This is a genomic window from Psychrobacillus sp. Z16_25 (assembly GCF_056856695.1).
Map to the genome: position 1 here is coordinate 75,594 of NZ_JBXEOV010000001.1, position 17,208 is coordinate 92,801.

The 17,208-nt window shown below is 41.8% G+C and carries 16 protein-coding genes; 12 read left to right on the forward strand and 4 right to left on the reverse strand.

Annotated features, from left to right (window positions below; all coding sequences use genetic code 11):
• Nucleotides 1-17 precede the first annotated feature (17 nt).
• The 4 genes from AC1VU3_RS00350 (at nt 18) to AC1VU3_RS00365 (ending at nt 3,373) form a co-directional block, all read left to right on the forward strand.
• Nucleotides 18-1,283, forward strand: a complete 1,266-nt coding sequence (locus tag AC1VU3_RS00350) for an ammonium transporter (protein WP_482982435.1) — start codon at nt 18-20, stop codon at nt 1,281-1,283.
• Between the two features lie 55 nt (nt 1,284-1,338).
• Entirely contained in the window at nt 1,339-2,304 is a 966-nt protein-coding gene (locus AC1VU3_RS00355; RefSeq protein ID WP_482982436.1) for a DUF294 nucleotidyltransferase-like domain-containing protein, read from the forward strand.
• The gene (locus AC1VU3_RS00360) at nt 2,294-3,013 is read left to right on the forward strand and encodes an exonuclease domain-containing protein (RefSeq protein WP_482982437.1); all 720 of its coding nucleotides are present in this window, start codon (nt 2,294-2,296) and stop codon (nt 3,011-3,013) included. The genes AC1VU3_RS00355 and AC1VU3_RS00360 overlap by 11 nt, the downstream gene beginning before the upstream one ends.
• 96 nt (nt 3,014-3,109) lie before the next feature.
• On the forward strand, nt 3,110-3,373 hold the full coding sequence (locus AC1VU3_RS00365) for a hypothetical protein (protein WP_482982438.1): 264 nt from the start codon (nt 3,110-3,112) through the stop codon (nt 3,371-3,373).
• A gap of 160 nt (nt 3,374-3,533) precedes the next feature.
• Here the strand turns inward: AC1VU3_RS00365 and rraA are convergent, their stop codons facing one another.
• The 4 genes from rraA to AC1VU3_RS00385 all read right to left on the reverse strand — a co-directional run bounded on the left by rraA (nt 3,534) and on the right by AC1VU3_RS00385 (nt 8,468).
• A complete protein-coding gene (rraA, locus tag AC1VU3_RS00370) occupies nt 3,534-4,022 on the reverse strand; it encodes a ribonuclease E activity regulator RraA (RefSeq protein ID WP_480388178.1) in 489 nt (162 codons plus the stop codon).
• 70 nt (nt 4,023-4,092) lie between these two features.
• Nucleotides 4,093-5,976, reverse strand: a complete 1,884-nt coding sequence (locus tag AC1VU3_RS00375) for a M28 family metallopeptidase (protein ID WP_480388179.1) — start codon at nt 5,974-5,976, stop codon at nt 4,093-4,095.
• 62 nt (nt 5,977-6,038) lie between these two features.
• Nucleotides 6,039-6,473, reverse strand: coding sequence for a hypothetical protein (locus AC1VU3_RS00380; RefSeq protein WP_480388180.1), 435 nt, complete (start codon nt 6,471-6,473; stop codon nt 6,039-6,041).
• Nucleotides 6,474-6,782: 309 nt separating this feature from the next.
• On the reverse strand, nt 6,783-8,468 hold the full coding sequence (locus AC1VU3_RS00385) for an Rqc2 family fibronectin-binding protein (protein ID WP_482982439.1): 1,686 nt from the start codon (nt 8,466-8,468) through the stop codon (nt 6,783-6,785).
• Between the two features lie 617 nt (nt 8,469-9,085).
• Here AC1VU3_RS00385 and gmk point away from each other — a divergent pair.
• From gmk to AC1VU3_RS00425, 8 genes are all read left to right on the forward strand, one after another.
• Entirely contained in the window at nt 9,086-9,706 is a 621-nt protein-coding gene (gmk, locus tag AC1VU3_RS00390) for a guanylate kinase (protein WP_480388182.1), read from the forward strand.
• A complete protein-coding gene (rpoZ, locus tag AC1VU3_RS00395; protein WP_480388183.1) occupies nt 9,707-9,931 on the forward strand; it encodes a DNA-directed RNA polymerase subunit omega in 225 nt (74 codons plus the stop codon). It begins immediately after the preceding gene.
• Nucleotides 9,932-10,004: 73 nt separating this feature from the next.
• Complete coding sequence (gene coaBC, locus AC1VU3_RS00400; protein ID WP_480388184.1) at nt 10,005-11,213, forward strand: bifunctional phosphopantothenoylcysteine decarboxylase/phosphopantothenate--cysteine ligase CoaBC; 1,209 nt, start codon at nt 10,005-10,007, stop codon at nt 11,211-11,213.
• Nucleotides 11,210-13,624 carry a primosomal protein N' gene (gene priA, locus AC1VU3_RS00405; RefSeq protein WP_480388185.1) on the forward strand — a complete coding sequence of 805 codons (2,415 nt, stop codon included), beginning with the start codon at nt 11,210-11,212 and terminating at the stop codon, nt 13,622-13,624. The genes coaBC and priA overlap by 4 nt, the downstream gene beginning before the upstream one ends.
• A gap of 26 nt (nt 13,625-13,650) precedes the next feature.
• Nucleotides 13,651-14,145, forward strand: a complete 495-nt coding sequence (gene def / locus AC1VU3_RS00410) for a peptide deformylase (RefSeq protein WP_482982440.1) — start codon at nt 13,651-13,653, stop codon at nt 14,143-14,145.
• Entirely contained in the window at nt 14,142-15,083 is a 942-nt protein-coding gene (gene fmt / locus AC1VU3_RS00415; RefSeq protein ID WP_480388187.1) for a methionyl-tRNA formyltransferase, read from the forward strand. The genes def and fmt overlap by 4 nt, the downstream gene beginning before the upstream one ends.
• Nucleotides 15,080-16,432 (forward strand): 16S rRNA (cytosine(967)-C(5))-methyltransferase RsmB, encoded by a 1,353-nt coding sequence (rsmB, locus tag AC1VU3_RS00420; protein ID WP_480388188.1) that lies wholly within the window; start codon nt 15,080-15,082, stop codon nt 16,430-16,432. The genes fmt and rsmB overlap by 4 nt, the downstream gene beginning before the upstream one ends.
• Before the next feature lie 39 nt (nt 16,433-16,471).
• Complete coding sequence (locus tag AC1VU3_RS00425; RefSeq protein WP_480388189.1) at nt 16,472-17,206, forward strand: Stp1/IreP family PP2C-type Ser/Thr phosphatase; 735 nt, start codon at nt 16,472-16,474, stop codon at nt 17,204-17,206.
• Nucleotides 17,207-17,208 lie beyond the last annotated feature (2 nt).

The window sequence follows — 17,208 nt, forward strand, 5'->3', positions numbered from 1 at the left end:
AAAGGGAGGAATACAGGATGGATGTAAATTATTTAATGGACAGTATGTGGACCATGGTTGCTGCAATTTTAGTTATTTTTATGATTGGTGGATTTATACTTTTAGAAGCTGGTTCAACAAGAATGAAAAATGCTGGCCATGTTGCTGGTAAGACAATTTTCACCTTTGGCTTGGCTGCTTTAGTTTTTTGGGCAGTGGGCTATGCCTTTATCTTCGGAGGTAATGCAAACTTTTTTGTAGGAATGACTGATTTCTTTTATTCCGGAGCGATTGCTGATGGAGACTCCTTGGCAACTCCTGTATTCTTTGTTTTCCAATTAGCATTCGCTGGTATTGCGATTACCATTGCATTAGGAGGATTTGCTGAACGTGCAAAGCTATCCGCTTATGTAGTATTTACGGTTTTATTTGGAATTGCTGTGTATCCGGTTATCGCACACTGGGTTTGGGGCGGCGGCTGGTTAAGTGAACACGGCAAGCAGGACTTTGCTGGTTCTACGGTAGTGCATTTAACTGGAGCGATGGCAGCATTAGCGGCAACATTAATCTTAAAGCCTCGTATCGGGAAATATAATAAAGACGGCTCTGCTAATAATCTCGCTGGTCATAACCAAGTGTACACTGCTTTAGGAGTTTTGATCCTATGGGTTGGTTGGTTCGGATTTAACGCAGGTAGTACTATTTCTGTAGAAGGTGCGTTCTTTGGTTTCGTTGCATTAAACACAATGCTGGCTGCTGGAGCAGGAGCGGTTGCTGCAACATTTATCTCGTGGGTTGCATTAGGGAAATCCGATATCCCAACGATCTTAAACGGAGCGTTAGCAGGGCTTGTTGCAATTACGGCATCCTGTGCTTTCGTTGAAACGTGGGCTTCTGTAGTAATCGGCTTAGTTGCCGGCGTACTAGTATTCTATAGTGCTAGATTCTTCGAGAAAAGAAAAATTGATGACCCTATCTTTGCTTTATCCGTTCACGGTGCTGCCGGGGTTTGGGGAACTTTATCAACTGGATTCTTTGCGACACCAGAATTAGCAACGACGGGAAAAGCAGGTTTACTATATGGTGGTGGATTTGATCAGCTGCTAGTACAGTTAATGGGTGTTGTAGCTTGTGGAGCTTTCGCGTTTGCTGTATCCTATGTTATCCTTTTTATAATGAAAAAAGTAATGGGCGGTATCCGAGTTTCAGAGGAAGAAGAAATCATGGGTCTAGATATGAGCGAGCATGGTGGATACGGATATCCAGAACAAATGATTTTAGAGGAAGCTCCTTCAAAATCATAATACTACAGAAAAAGCCTCTTCTTGTAAGAGGCTTTTTGTATAAAGGGAGGATCATGTGAAATCGTACGGGGAAATAAAAGAGTGGAAGGAAAGAAATATTTACGACAAGCGAGACGTCATCTCTCTGAATCGATTTCATGATGAAGTGATGGGAGAGGTGATGAAGCTTGCTCAGGAGAAGGTGGGGGAGCCGCCATGCTCCTATGTTTGGTTCATCACAGGAAGTGGCGGAAGATTCGAGCAGGGCTTTATTAGTGATCAAGACCATGGGATGGTTTATGAAAACGAGGATGAACAAACACGGGAATATTTTCGGCGTCTTGGAGAAGAGGTTTCTTTTGGTCTAGACCAGCTTGGCTATCCGTACTGCACTGGAAAAGTGATGAGCTCCAATCCATTATGGTGCAAGTCGCAGTCTGAATGGAAGGAGCAGCTGAGATTTTGGATGGAGGATGGCAGTTTTGAATCCATTCGCTACCTGCAAATCTTTCTAGATGCAAGAGCACTTTGCGGGTCAGCTGGCTTTATTCACAACTTAAAAACGTTCCTATTTTATTATCAAAAAGAGCATCTATACTTGCTTAAAAGGTTCGTAGACAATGTGATGCATGTGAAGAGTGGTATCGGGCCGCTTGGACAAATTCTAGTAGAGCAGTATGGGGAGCACCAAGGCTGTGTGAACTTGAAGTATGCAGCGTTTCTTCCTTATGTAAACGCGGTGCGGCTCCTAAGCTTGAAGGAGGGTGTGTATGAAACCTCTACGCTCTCTAGGATAAATAAATGTATGTCCATTGGAGGATATGAACGGCTGCTTCAAAATGCAGAGAAAAATTTCAGTGATATGCTAGCTTTTCGGATGTCTCTTTTTCGGGGAGGCTCATATGAGGACACCCATTATGTAAACGTAGAAAAGCTGACACGAGATGAGAAGAAGGTTATGAAGCGCATTTTGAGGGATGGGAAGAAATTACACGATGAAGTAATTGCTATGTTGAAAAAGGGTGTTGCAGATGGGGTTTGAATCATTTTTCCATATACTAAGAAGTGTTCAGAGAAGGAAGACTGGCGCAGGAATCGGAGGTATCCAAAATGCACAACAAATTGCTTTCCTGCGGAATCTTCAAAAGGAAATTCATCAAGAGGACGCTCTCACCGTTCCGCTTAAGCGGTTGAAGGTGGTAGTCTTTGATATCGAAACAACTGGCTTCCATCCTGAAAAAGGCGATGGGATTCTTTCTCTTGGAGCAATCAAGATGCAAGGCTCTGAGGTATTGGAAGAAACCTTCTATTCCCTTGCCCGCTATGATGAACAGGTGCCTGTGGAAATTGAGCGGTTAACCGGAATCACTACAGAGATGGTTGCAAGTGCTCCCTTGTTTTCGGACGTCTTCATCAAGTTCATGGAATTTAAAGAGGATGCAACCCTAGTAGCCCATCATGCTATACATGAAAGAGCCTTTATGCAGCACGCAAGCATGACAATGTTTAAAACCCCCTTCAAGCATAGGATTGTGGATACTGCCTTTTTATTCAAAACGGTGGAACCGAATTTGTCGCTCACTACGTTAGATGAGTGGTGCTTACATAATCAAATGCCGATAGTCGAGCGCCACCATGCCTTAGGAGATGCCAAAATGACTGCAAAGCTGTGGGGAATGTACGTAGAGAGAGCGAGAGAGCTAGGCTGTGAAACGTTACGGGATGTATACGAGCGATATGCGAGGCTGTAGGAGGAGCTAATGGTGAGCTCTTCTTTTTTTGTGTGAATTGTGCAGTGTCCTTTTAATAGGTAGGGGACTTGGGAATGGATTGTAGCAAAACTGAGGTTGATTGTAGCAGAAATAGAGGTCATTGTAGCAAAAATAGCGATGATTGTAGCAAAAATAGCGATGATTGTAGCAAAAATAGTTCTAAAAAGCATCCTGAGAATTGATTGTAGCAAAAATGAGGTTGATTGTAGCAAAAATGGAGCTCATTGTAGCAAAAACAGCGATGATTGTAGCAAAAATAGTTCTAAAAAGCAACCGCAAGGCGGTTGCTTGAAAGTAAAAGCAATATTACTAATTTCTCTTTTGTATTATATAAAATAATTGAGTAATGATGATGCATACCCCGGTGAATATTACAAAAGCAAATCCTACCATCCATTTTTGATAGATTTCTAGGCTATTAAAGAACAAGAAGGGGATGGAAACCAATATGGCTCCCGAGAATAACAATAAAAGAAAAATGCTAAGGTATTTCTCCACGTCATTCTTCCTCTAATAAGTTACGTTTTGCAAGGACAAGTCCATCTTCGTCCACGTAAACATAATTACCTGGTGTCCAATTTACTCCCGAGAAATATAAGGGGATATCTCGCTCTCCGACTCTCTTTTTCTTGCTTTTTAATGGATTGCTACCCAATGCTAGAATTCCGATATCTAGCTTCGCTAAATCAACTGTATCTCGAACACAGCCATTAACTATAATGCCTGCAAGATTTCGGCTCGCTCCTATCTCGCCGAGTCGATCTCCAAGTAAGGCGCATTTCTGTGATTCTCCACCATCCACCACTAACACATTTCCAGCAGGGATTGAGCTAAGCGCTTCTTCTACTAAAACATTATCCTCAAACACCTTCACCGTGCTGATTGGTCCAAAAAAGCTTTGTTTCTTACCAAAAGAACGAAACTCGGAGCCGATCACCTGGATCTCACTTGAGTAGGTATCGCATAAATCAGTCGTCTTAAACGTCATGTTCTTCGCCTCCTGAATAGTTATACAACCATCTTATCAAATTATTCAGTTAATTTTAAGTGAAGAAGACTTACTCTTTGTTTTTTGTCTCATTAAGTTTGAGTAAAAATCTTACTGCCTGTTCTTGGTCGAAGCTGTTAATAAAAGCTGTGAACTCGTCCTTCGTAAAAGATTCATGTATTTGATTTGTCCCTATACTACTGCTATGAAGGAAGATAAAACGAGGTTCATCTTCGACTGTAAGGGATGAAAGGGCTAAGTTGTAAAGAGCGCCGTCTGCCTGCAGCTCCCAAGTTCCTATTTTTTCTGCAACCTCCGCAATTTCAATTTTTCCTTTTAAAAAGATAGTTAAATTATACTCACGTGTATCCTTCTGTAAGGATAGATTCATAGAAGCAAATTCATAGTCATCTGTTTTTAATTTACCTACCACTCCTTCTTCGGTAATCGTGCTTAATGAATTATAAAGCTCGTAATCTGACGGAGAAGCATAAACCTCCATATTTGTAAGTTGATAGTCTGCATTAGTGAAGACTTTTTGCATCTCCATAAACTCCTCTTCGGTAGCAGCTCTCTCTAACATAAATATCATGTGACCTTCCGCTTTCATATACTCTCCAAAGTTCATATTTTTCTTATATTTACTCTCATCGAAATCATCATTTAAATTGTTGTCTGTCACAGGCATTTCAAAGATTGTATCGTGATGCTTATTCACAAACGCTTGAACTAGCTCGATGGCTTGCTTCAATGGCTTACTATCTGTGTTTTCTGGAGTATCTTTTGGAGTGTGAATATGCTCGAATTTTTCTTGAGATATATTTATTGCTTGATAGCCAGATAATAAAAAGGATTTGTGATCGCTATTAAGTCCTGAATATTCTTCTATTGCACTGAGAGTACTAATTTTTTGGCTTTCGGCTATCTTGGATAGCAATTCATTTAGATTACCGCTACCTGATGTCTCTCCGACAAGGGATATTGAGCCTCCATCCTTCGCACCGATGCAGTCCAAATTAATGTTTGCAATCGTGTCATATTCATTTTGGAGATATTCAACAAAGCGCTGACTTCCAATTAGACCATTTTCCTCTGCATTGAATCCCACGAAGAGAATGTCAGAAGCATATGTTGTATTTTTTGAATCCTCTTTTAGAAGTTCTGCAAGATTGATCATCCCCGTTAAACCAGTGGCGTTATCTAAGCTGCCAGGGAACAGTGTTTTTCCTGACATCCCAACATGGTCAAAGTGAGCAGAAATGACAATAGCCTGCTTATTTCCGCTACCTTTAATTTTTCCGGCAACATTATATTCGGTCATAGGATTGAACATTTCGTTATACCAAGCCAGATGTACTTTTTCGATAGCCTCTTTATTCTCGGTTAGGTAGTCATACACTGGTTCTGTTATCTCAAACGTAGTTGCGTCTGGACTTGAAAAATGATTGACCGTTTTAAATATATTGTCAGTCTTAATAAGCTGTGCTCTGACATCTTCTATTATTGTTTCCTCCGTGACAATGATGCTGCCCTTACTTATTTCCTGGGTAATATCTTGTCCTTTTTCATAAAAATGGAGAGGAAGCTCTATATCGATTTCTTGTGAAACTCTATTGGACCATTCCGTTCCGTATTCAAATTCCTTTGTCTCTCCGTTTTTAAGGTGCACGATTAAATCTGCTTTCTTCACTCCTTTATAAAAGAAGTCAAATGGCACGAGGTAATCATTTTCCTGTAATGGCTCCAAGCCAATTTCTTTAAACTTCCTTGCTATTTCCTCTCTTGCTTCCTTATTTCCTGGTGTGCCGGCTTCTCTCCCTTGAAATTTTTCAGAAGACCAGTAGGCGATTTCTGTATCTAATTTCTCTAATGAAAATTCTAGATGCTTATCATTGCAAGCCGTGATGAGTAAACTTACAGCAATTAATAAACAAACCCTGAACAGTATTTTCATTGTTTCACCCCCTACGATCTATTTTACTGTATAAAATGAAATAATTGGAAAAAACTTCAGGATTATTTTGTCCGACGATTGGCTCGGTAAAAGTTATAGCCTAGTACGATTACTAGCACCCCACCGCCAACTTTTAATATTAGGTTGGAGATATAGCTACTATCATTTCCTTCATATTTCCCATTAAATACGGCTTTTCGATATATTCCCTTTTTAGTTTCTACTGCAATTGCTTCCTTTGTGCTGACTCCTGGGATGGAGAAATATTTAGTTCCTCTCTCATAAGCATTCGAGAAGTTCCCTCCGGATGAGTAATAATCCGAATATACAGTTACCCTGCCTATTCTTTTTTCTACCTCTGTTATCTCCTCATCCTCCACAACATACATGTTTCCTTTCCAAACAACAAAGGGGTAGGCCCAATCTGTTGCATAGGTTTTAATGGGGAAAATAAAACAAAAGCAGCAAAGTAGAAGTAGGGGAAGAGGGTATCGCATATAATTTCCTCCTAGTTTATTTTATAAGACTGAGTGGAGTGGGAAAAAGTTACAAATATGCGAGTGCCTTTTTGCGAGAGTAAATTCAGGCCAAGCGAGAGTAAATGGCGCCCAACCGAGAGAAAGCCTATTTGATAGAAAGTGAGCTATCTTCTTCTAAGAGTAAATTTGGTCTATCCGAGAATAAAATCCCATCAAACGAGAGTAAATCGAGCCCAACCGAGAGAAAGCCAAAAAATAGTAGGAGCCACTAGTGGTAACCCCACTCAACCAAAAAATGCAGTCTCCCAAAGGAGACTGCATCACCAATTATTTCTTCATTTTTCGAATTAATTCTTCGTCAGGTGTGACAAAGATGGTGTTTTGGTCAAAGTAGATAACGAAGCCGGGCTTCGAACCATTTGGCTTTTTCACTTGCTTGATGACCGTATAGTCTACTGGCACGGAGGAGGATCCTCTTGCTTTACTAAAGTATGCTGCTAGGTTAGCGGCTTCCAGAAGGGCTGTTTCCGAAGGGTTGTCTGAATGAATCACGACATGAGACCCAGGGATGTCCTTCGTGTGCAGCCAGGTGTCTGTTTTTTTCGCAAGCTTAAAGGTTACATAATCATTTTGCTTGTTGTTTTTCCCTACAGAGATCTCTGTGCCATCTGATGCAATGTACTTTTCGGGCATCGGTTTTACGGGTTTTTTCTTTTTCTTGGAGGCGCGAGATTTTAAGAGGCCTTGTTCCATTAGCTCCTCACGTATTTCCTCTATATCTGTTGGGGAGGCTTGCATTACCTGCTGATGCAACAGCTCAAAATAATTAATATCCTCTTTTGTAATGTTCATTTGCTGCTCTATTTTAAGCAAGGCAGTTTTTGCCTTTGTATACCGGTTGTAATAGCTCTGTGCATTTTGTGTGGCAGTTTTTCGATTGTCTAGAGGTATTTTCACTGTTTTCTGGTCTTCATCATAGTAGTTAACAAGCTCAACTTCGCTTAAGCCTTTTTCGATTGCATAGGCATTTGCCATCAGCAGCTCGCCGTATAACTGGAAAGTATCTAGCTTTTCGGCTTGCTCTAAATCCTTTTGCAGCTTTTTCATTTTCAGCTTAAGCTTGTTTAATTCGTTCTGTAGCCAACGCTCTAAGTCGCCAGCTTGCTGCTTCACGCGGTCACGCTCAGCCTTTGCAAAGTACACACGGTCAAGCAAGCTACCTAAAGATGGCTCATTAAATTTTTCACCTTCTAAATGGGTAAGCTCATTCGGTGAATAAAATTGCTTTCCGTTCCATTCTACTAGCTGCTTAGCGGTGCCACCAGTCTGGAACTCTTTCATATAAGCTTGATAGATTTCCATTCGAGCGGATCCGGTAGAGAAACGATGTAGCAGCTCCTTCGCATGAAGAGGAGAGAAGCCGGCGATTTTTTCCACAATCTCCTTAGGTTCTTCCACACTTTCCAGTACGTCCTTCAGACTATCCGAAAACTCCAGCGGATGGAGCTTATCCTGGGCAGGTGGAGCAATGTATTGCTGACCTGGCATGATAGTTCGGTAGCTGTTCATGGAAGGAGGCAGGTGCTTAATGCTTTCTAGAATTAAGTTTCTACTTGGATCAACTAGTATTAGGTTACTATGTCGTCCCATGATTTCCATATGAATCTCGCGAGTGATATCATCACCGATTTCATTCTTGCTCAGAACTTCTAAAATAATAATTCTGTCAGCCTCGTGCTGTCTCACAGCGGTTATAATACCACCCTCTAAATGTTTGCGCAGCATCATGCAGAACATTGGGGGAGACGCTGGGTTATCAATCGATTCTTCTGTTAGTTGCATTCTAGAATAGGAAGGGTGAACCGAAAACAAGAGCTTATAATTCTGTCCTTGCGCTCGTATTTGCATAAGTATCTCTTGTGCATTTGGCTGATGTATCTTCGAAATTCGCCCAGTCACAATTCTTTGTAATTCAGTTGTCATTGATATAGTAAATAATCCATCAAAAGCCATGATTAATCCTCTTTCAAAACGTATTTAGTAGTCCTTTATCCAAGCATAAGAATAGAAACATCCTATGCGACTAATTATAATTAAAGTAGTAGGTTTTCCCTTAAAATGAAGGGGAAGCTGTCTATTATAAACATAAATAAGTTGTCTCAATTATTGAAGAAACGACCCTGCTTAGCTTTTAACATTAAAGTGTTTCCATAAATCATACAACTATCTTGATTAGTAAAGCAGCGACAGGCGGCGACTCCAGTGGTATGAGTGAAACAGATGAGACAGCACAACGGCACGCGCTAGCGTTCGGTGCTGGCATCTCTTAGGATGGAAAACTAAGAACGTCACATCGTGTGACAACGTTTTCCTGACCAACATCCTGTCGGCCTCACGGAAAGCGTCCGCCTAAAGCGCTCACACTAAAAAAAGTTCATTTGTTAGAATGAAACATATATTAAGTAGTTCAGCTCAGCTTTCAAAATTAAAAAGGTTCCTAAAAATATATTTTCTATCCACCATGTCGCTTTTCTTTTTATCTTATCATTTTAAACAGGAAATGTGTTATAATCACTAAAGTATGTATTCAAAATAGCAGACGGAGATAAGATGTAGTTGAAGGAGAAGTTATGCGGAGAGAAAAAGGTATATTAATCGTTTTATCTGGTCCATCAGGAGTTGGGAAAGGAACAGTACGAAAAGAACTGTTTTCAGAGCCTGAAACAAATTATGAATATTCCATTTCCATGACGACAAGACTTCCTAGAGAGGGAGAAATTGACGGAGTAGATTACTTCTTTAAAAAGAAAGAAGAATTTGAAGAGCTAATCGAACAAGGAAAGCTTCTAGAATACGCTTCCTATGTAGGCAATTATTATGGAACGCCGATTGACTATGTCAATGAAACGCTAGAGTCAGGACGAGATGTGTTCTTGGAAATCGAAGTACAGGGAGCGGCGCTTGTTCGAGAAAAAGCACCAGACGCTCTTTTTATTTTCCTTGCACCTCCAAGCCTAAGTGAACTAGAGCAGAGGCTAATTGGTAGAGGTACGGAAACGGAAGATGTGATTAACTCGCGAATCCAAGCAGCTAGACAAGAATTAGAAATGATGCACTTATACGATTATGTAGTGGAAAACGATGAGGTTTCCAAGGCATGCTCGAAAATAAATGCGATTGTCGCTGCGGAGCATTGTCGCAGAGAGCGAGTAGAAAAAAGATATTTAGCCATGTTGGAGGGAGAAGTATAAATGTTATATCCATCAGTAGATTCTTTAAAAAATAAGATTGATTCCAAGTATTCTTTAGTAAGTGTTGCTTCCAAAAGAGCAAGACAGCTACAAGAACAAGGTGGCGAGCGCTTGCACAAATACGTTTCAGCTAAACAGGTTGGAAAAGCGTTGGAGGAAGTAGCCGCAGGAGAACTGACAATCGTAACTGCAGACGAAAAAGCGGTATACGAAGACGAAGTATAATAAGGGCACAGCAGACACCTCCCAAGGAATGATTCGTTCTTTGGGAGGTTATTGTTTAGAGAGGGGATTAGAGATGTTGGCATCCAAAAATATATTGGTTTGTGTTACAGGTGGGATTGCCGTATATAAGGCAGTCGCGCTTGTTAGTAAATTAACGCAGGCTGGGGCAAACGTGAAAGTAATCATGACGGAATCGGCAAAGCAATTTGTACAGCCTCTTACGTTTCAAGCGATGTCTCGCAATGATGTCTATTTTGATACATTCGATGAAAAGGACTCCAGTGTAATCGCCCATATAGATTTAGCGGATTGGGCCGACTTAGTCATTGTGGCACCAGCGACAGCGAATGTGATTGGAAAGCTTGCGAATGGCATTGCAGATAATATGGTGACTACCACACTTCTTGCGACTACTGCTGATGTTTGGATTGCACCTGCAATGAACGTGCATATGTATGACCATCCAGCTGTCATTCGAAATATACAACAGCTTTCAAAGGACGGCTATTCCTTTATTGAGCCCTCTGAAGGCTTTTTGGCATGTGGCTATGTTGGGAAAGGAAGATTAGAGGAGCCAGAAAATATCGTGAAGCTGGTAGAAGCATATTTTCAACCAAAGGAGCTTCCGTTAAAGGGGAAAAAGGTTGTCGTAACTGCCGGTCCAACAAGAGAGAGAATTGACCCGGTACGTTACTTGACCAATTTCTCCAGCGGGAAAATGGGCTACGCAATGGCCGAGGCCGCTGCAGCTTTAGGAGCGGAGACTGTTTTGATTTCTGGACCAGTAAATATACAACCCCCAGCAAATGTACAAGTTATCTCTATTGAAAGTGCAGAGGAAATGCTTCAAGCGGTCCTTTCTCACTATGATACTGCCTCCATCGTCGTGAAAACGGCTGCAGTTGCAGACTATCGTCCAAAGGAAGTCCATTCGCAAAAGATGAAGAAAAAGGATGGAGATGCTTCTATTATTTTAGAGCGGACAAGCGATATTCTTTCCGAGCTTGGTAAAAGAAAGAAGCATCAGCTGCTAATTGGCTTTGCTGCAGAAACGAATGATGTCGTGCATTATGCAAAGGGTAAGCTAGAAAAGAAAAATGCAGATTATATTGTTGCGAACGATGTGACGGAGGAAGGCTCCGGCTTTGGTACGGAAACAAATTCGGTCACATTAGTTGGCAAGGGCAATGTGAAGATTCATTTTCCGCACGCCTCGAAAAAGGAGCTTGCGCTTCAGCTGTTTGAAACCATTCTGCAATTAGAGAAAGATGATCGTCCATGATTGTAGGGGTAATTGTAGACGTTGCTGCATATCCTATTGACCGCCCCTTCGATTATTATGTTCCTGCACACTTGGAAGACCTTGTGGAAAAAGGAAGCCGAGTGCATGTGCCATTCGGAAATCGCAGAGTGCAAGGTTTTATTACCGAAGTTAAACGCAATACCGACATAGATCAATCGAAGCTCAAGGAAGTTCAATCAATTATCGACGTAGAACCTGTCATTACGGACGAGCTTTTAGCTTTATCGAAATGGATGACGAAAAAGACACTTTGCTATGAAATAGATGCTTTACAGGTAATGCTTCCTGCTGCTTTAAGGGCATCCTATAAGAAATTTATCAAAATGGTCGAGCCTGACAAAGTCGATCAAGAGCTACTGGAGCTGTTTGGAAAACGAGAGAAGCTTCCATATGAAGCATTTGAAAAAGCTGGCTTGCTGCCTCAGATGAAAAAGCATTTAACCGATGGCTCCTTGGAGCTAGAAAATGTGATTAAGCAGCAAGCGAAGGCAAAAACTGTGACCACCTACCATTTAGTAGACAACGAAGCGTTTGTTAAAGAACAGCTAGATAGCCTGACAAAGCAGGCAAAAAAGCAACGAGAGCTAATAGAATGGTTATTGGCGCAAGAGCAGGATAAGTCCTTTACCATGCAGGAAATGGTGGAGGCTACGCTTGTAAGCAATGCAACGGTCAAATCGTTAATTGAAAAGGGTATTTTAATAAAAGCGAAGGAAGAGGTTTACCGTGAGATTGCTTCGCTTGATTACCAGGACCAAGATAAACGAGTGGAGCTGAATGAAGAGCAGGCTATTGCGTTGTCCCACATAACGCAAGCACAAGAACAGCATCAGCCGACTACTTTTTTGCTGCACGGAATAACGGGCAGTGGGAAAACAGAGATTTATTTACATGCCATCGAGAGAGCTATCTCCGAAGGTAAGCAAGCTATTATGCTCGTACCGGAAATATCGCTCACTCCTCAAATGACTCGTCGCTTTAAGCTTCGTTTTGGAGACCAGGTTGCTGTAATGCATAGTGGTTTATCCATCGGGGAAAAGTTTGATGAGTGGCGAAAAATTCGGAGAGGCGAGGTGAAGGTAGTGGTAGGCGCACGCTCCGCTATCTTTGCTCCTTTCACCAATTTAGGTGTCATTATTCTCGATGAAGAGCATGAATCCTCCTACAAGCAAGAGGATACTCCACGCTATCATGCGAGAGATGTGGCCATTTGGCGAGGAGAGTATCATCATTGTCCCGTTATATTAGGGAGCGCAACTCCTTCCCTTGAGTCATTCGCAAGAGCCTCTAAGGGAGTCTATACACTTCTATCTCTTCACAAGCGCGCAAAGGATCAAGCGCTACCTACCGTGAATGTCGTGGACATGCGCGCCGAGCTAAAAGGCGGTAACCGTTCTATGTTCAGTGTGCCCCTTGCAGATGCAATACGTGACAAATTAGAGAAGAAAGAGCAAATCGTTCTTTTCTTAAATAAAAGAGGATTCTCCTCTTTTGTCCTATGTCGAGATTGCGGTACTGTGGTGGAATGCAATAATTGTGATATCTCGCTCACCTATCATAGAGAAGGAGAGCATCTGAAATGTCACTATTGTGGGCACGAGGAGCCGGTTCCTCATCAATGTCCAGAGTGTGGAAGTGAACATATACGCTTCTTTGGCACCGGGACTCAAAAGGTAGAAGAGGAAATCACCAAATTATTTCCGCAGGCAAGAGTTCTTCGAATGGATGTAGATACAACTAGAACGAAAGGATCGCATGAGCGCATATTAAAGGAATTCGGAGACGGTGGAGCAGACATTCTCCTAGGGACTCAGATGATTGCAAAGGGTCTGGACTTCCCTAACATCACCTTGGTTGGCGTATTAAACGCAGATACGACGCTTCATTTAGCTGATTTCCGAGCGTCTGAAAAAACCTTTCAGCTAATGACACAGGTAAGTGGTCGAGCGGGCAGACATCAGAAAGAGGGAGTCGTATTTATTCAAACTTATACCCCGGAGCATTATGCCATCGAATTTTCGAAGAACCAGCTTTACGAGCCATTTTATAAAAATGAAATGATGATGCGTAAGCAATATGAATATCCGCCATTTTATTATGTGACGTTGGTACAAGTAACGCATGAGAATGTATTGGCAGCAGCTGAGCATGCCAAGCTTGCTACTGATTGGCTAAAAGAAAACCTGTCGCCAGGGACTATCGTGATTGGTCCAACAGCAAGTGCGATTAGCCGGATACAGAATAGATATCGCTATCAATGTTTGATAAAATACAAAAAAGAACCATTATTAATAGAAAAATTACAGCAATTAATTAAGATATACCGTACGGAATGGATGAAAAAAGGGATTACCCTATCCGTTGATTTGGATCCATCCACTATTTTATAAGCTGTTGGAAAAGAGGAATGTAACACATGGCAATACGACCAATTATCACCCATCCAAATGACTTATTAACACAGAAATGTAGAGAGGTTACAGCGTTTGATGAAAGCCTTGCTAACCTTTTAGACGATATGTACGATACGATGGTCGCTTCCGATGGGATTGGAATCGCTGCTCCACAAGTAGGCGAAACAATTCAAGTCGCAATCGTTGACCTCGGGGAAGGGCAAGAGGTCATTGAAATGATCAACCCGGTAGTAGTAGCGGTTGGAGGATCTGAAATTGAGGTAGAAGGCTGTCTTAGCTTCCCAGATATTTATGGCGAGGTTGAAAGACCGTTCTATGTCAAGATTGAGGCACAAGACAGAGACGGCTCTTTATATGAGCTAGAGGCTGAGGATTACGAAGCAAGAGCGATTCTACACGAAATAGATCATTTGCACGGTGTTTTATTTACATCAAAGGTCATTCGATATGTGGATTTAGAAGAGTTAGAGGTTGAGGGAGAGGAGGAAGAGCTATGACATCGATTGTATTTATGGGAACGCCTGCATTCTCCGCTCCTATTTTAAGGATGCTGGTTGAAGAGGGCTATGATGTGCTAGCAGTAGTCACGCAGCCGGATCGTCCAGTTGGTAGGAAGAAGGTGCTGACTCCTCCACCAGTGAAGGAAGAGGCAGTAAAGCTTGGTTTACCAGTGCTTCAGCCAGAAAAGCTAAAGGGCTCTGAAGAATTACAGCAGGTGCTAGATTTACAGCCGGATTTAATCGTAACCGCTGCTTTCGGGCAGATTCTTCCAAAGGTGATTCTGGATGCACCGCGACTGGGCTGCATTAATGTACACGCATCTCTTTTGCCAGCATACAGAGGTGGCGCGCCGATTCACCAAGCGATTATGGATGGGCAAGATAAAACAGGCGTTACTATCATGTATATGGAAGAAAAGCTGGATGCAGGAGATATTATCTCTCAGCGAGAAATTCCAATCGGTCATCACGATGACACAGGCCTCCTTTTTGAAAAGCTGAGTGAGGTTGGGAAAGAGCTTTTAAAAGACACATTGCCTTCTATCGTAAATGGAACGAATGAGCGAATAAAACAAGATGAATCGAAGGTTACCTTCGCTAGAAACATCTCCAGAGAGCAGGAAAGAATCGATTGGCATAAGTCTGCTTTAGAAATTCATAACCAAATCCGTGGTCTTCATCCGTGGCCTGTTGCATATACAACATTAGATGGACAAACAGTGAAGATTTGGAGAGCGGATGTAGAGAAGATGCAAGCTTCTCAAGAGCCGGGTGCGGTTGTGAAAATTGAAAAGGATTATTTTGTCGTGCAAGCAGGAACGAATGAAGCAGTTCGGGTTTTAGAACTGCAACCTGCAGGGAAAAAGAAAATGACCTCTACCGACTATTTACGTGGTGTCGGAGGGAAATTGCAATTAGGAGATAAATTTGAATGACAAAAAAATCAGAGAAAATTTGGAATGGGAACGTCCGCGACGCAGCATTGTCCATCCTCATGGCTGTTGAGAAGCAGCAGGCATACAGCAACCTTTTACTTCATCAAACCATCGAAAAGTATCAAATCGATCCAAAGGACCGCGCGCTTCTGACAGAGCTAACGTACGGGACAATTCAGCATAAGATGACGCTAGATTATTATTTGGAGCCATTTATAAAGGGAAAATTAGACGACTGGGTTAGACAGCTTTTACGTCTTTCTTTATATCAAATCCACTATCTATCTAGGATTCCAGATCATGCAGCTGTAAACGAGGCTGTAGAGATTTCGAAAAGACGCGGTCACAAAGGGATTGCTTCTATGGTCAATGGAATTCTTCGCTCTATATTAAGAGAAGGAGTACGTTCGACAGAAGAAATCACGGATAAGGTGGAGCGATTATCTATTGAGACAAGTCATCCGCTTTGGATGGTCAATAGATTTATCTCTGAATATGGCTTTGAAGAATCGGAGAAAATGCTGAAGGAAAATAATGAGCCACCTGTGACGACCTTGCGTGTAAATCTGTTCAAGCGCACTGTCGACCAAGTACTTCATTTATTGACCCAAGAAGGATATGTGGTGGCAAGGAGCGAACATATACCTGAGTGTATTTATTTATTCAACGGACAAGCAGCAAAAACGACTGCCTTCCAAAAGGGCTTTGTCACCATTCAAGACGAAAGCTCGATGATTCCTGCCTATGCACTGCAGGCGGAGCCTGGGATGACGGTGCTGGATATGTGCTCTGCTCCGGGAGGAAAAACAACGCATATCGCGGAGAAAATGAAAAACACAGGCAAGCTCGTCGCGATGGATATCCATCAGCATAAGCTGAAGCTCGTTCGAGAAAATGCAGACCGCTTAGGCTTTAGCTTTATCGAAACAATGGAAATGGATGCTCGAAAGGCGTCCGAAATATTTCCGGCGGAATCCTTTGATCGTATTCTAGTGGATGCTCCTTGCAGTGGTCTTGGCGTAGTCAAGCGTAAGCCGGATATCAAATACACAAAAAGTGAGAAGGATTTTGATTCTCTTAAACCAATACAATTAAAGCTTTTAGAAGAGGCGTATAAGCTATTAAAGCCCCACGGAATTCTTGTCTACAGTACTTGTACGGTGGATCGTGAAGAAAATGAAGGCACGACGAAAATCTTCTTAGAAAAACATCCAGATATGCAACTAACATCCTTTCCAGACGTTATAAAGAATATAAAAACGCAGACTCAGGAAGGGATGCTTCAAATCTTTCCACAGGATTTAAGAAGTGATGGTTTTTACGTAGCTGTTTTTCAAAAAAAGAGCTGAAAGTTCCTCTGCTCAAACCATAAAGAGGTGAACGATTAGATGAAGTTCGTTGTGAAGACTGATGTTGGGATGAAAAGAACAATAAATGAGGATAGGGTCGGAGTGTTTAGTCGTGGTGACCTGGTGATTGCGGTGATTGCGGATGGAATGGGCGGACATAATGCAGGTGATGTGGCGAGTGAAATTGCTATAACGGAATTTGAAAAGTACTTTCAAACATTTGACCCGTCCTCTCAAGATGCAAAAGAATGGCTTACGTATACTTTCCAGAGCATCAACCAGATTATAGCTAAGCATTCCTCCTCTAATGAGGGCTGTGAAGGAATGGGGACCACGCTGATTGCTGGCCTTTTCGAAAAGGAAAAGGGTATCATCGCGCATATTGGTGACAGTCGGGTGTACCAAGTATCAAAAAATCGCGTTCATTTGATTACCAGAGACCATTCTTATGTGAATGTTTTGATTGATTCAGGTGAAATCAATGAGGAGCAGGCTAGATTTCATCCAATGAAAAATGTCATGATGAAGGCAGTTGGAACAGAAAAAGCCATTCAGCCCGATTTTTTTGAAGTGGAGTTTGAGCCGGACTCGTATTTTTTATTCTGTACTGATGGATTGAGCAACAAACTAAGTGAATCATTTATTCAGGAAACATTATATTCGGATGAATCCCTTCAGAAAAAGGGAGAGGTTTTAGTAAAAGAAGCCAATAATTCTGGAGGAGAAGATAATATTTCGTTAATTTTATTAACTAATAAGGAACAGGAGGTGTAAGG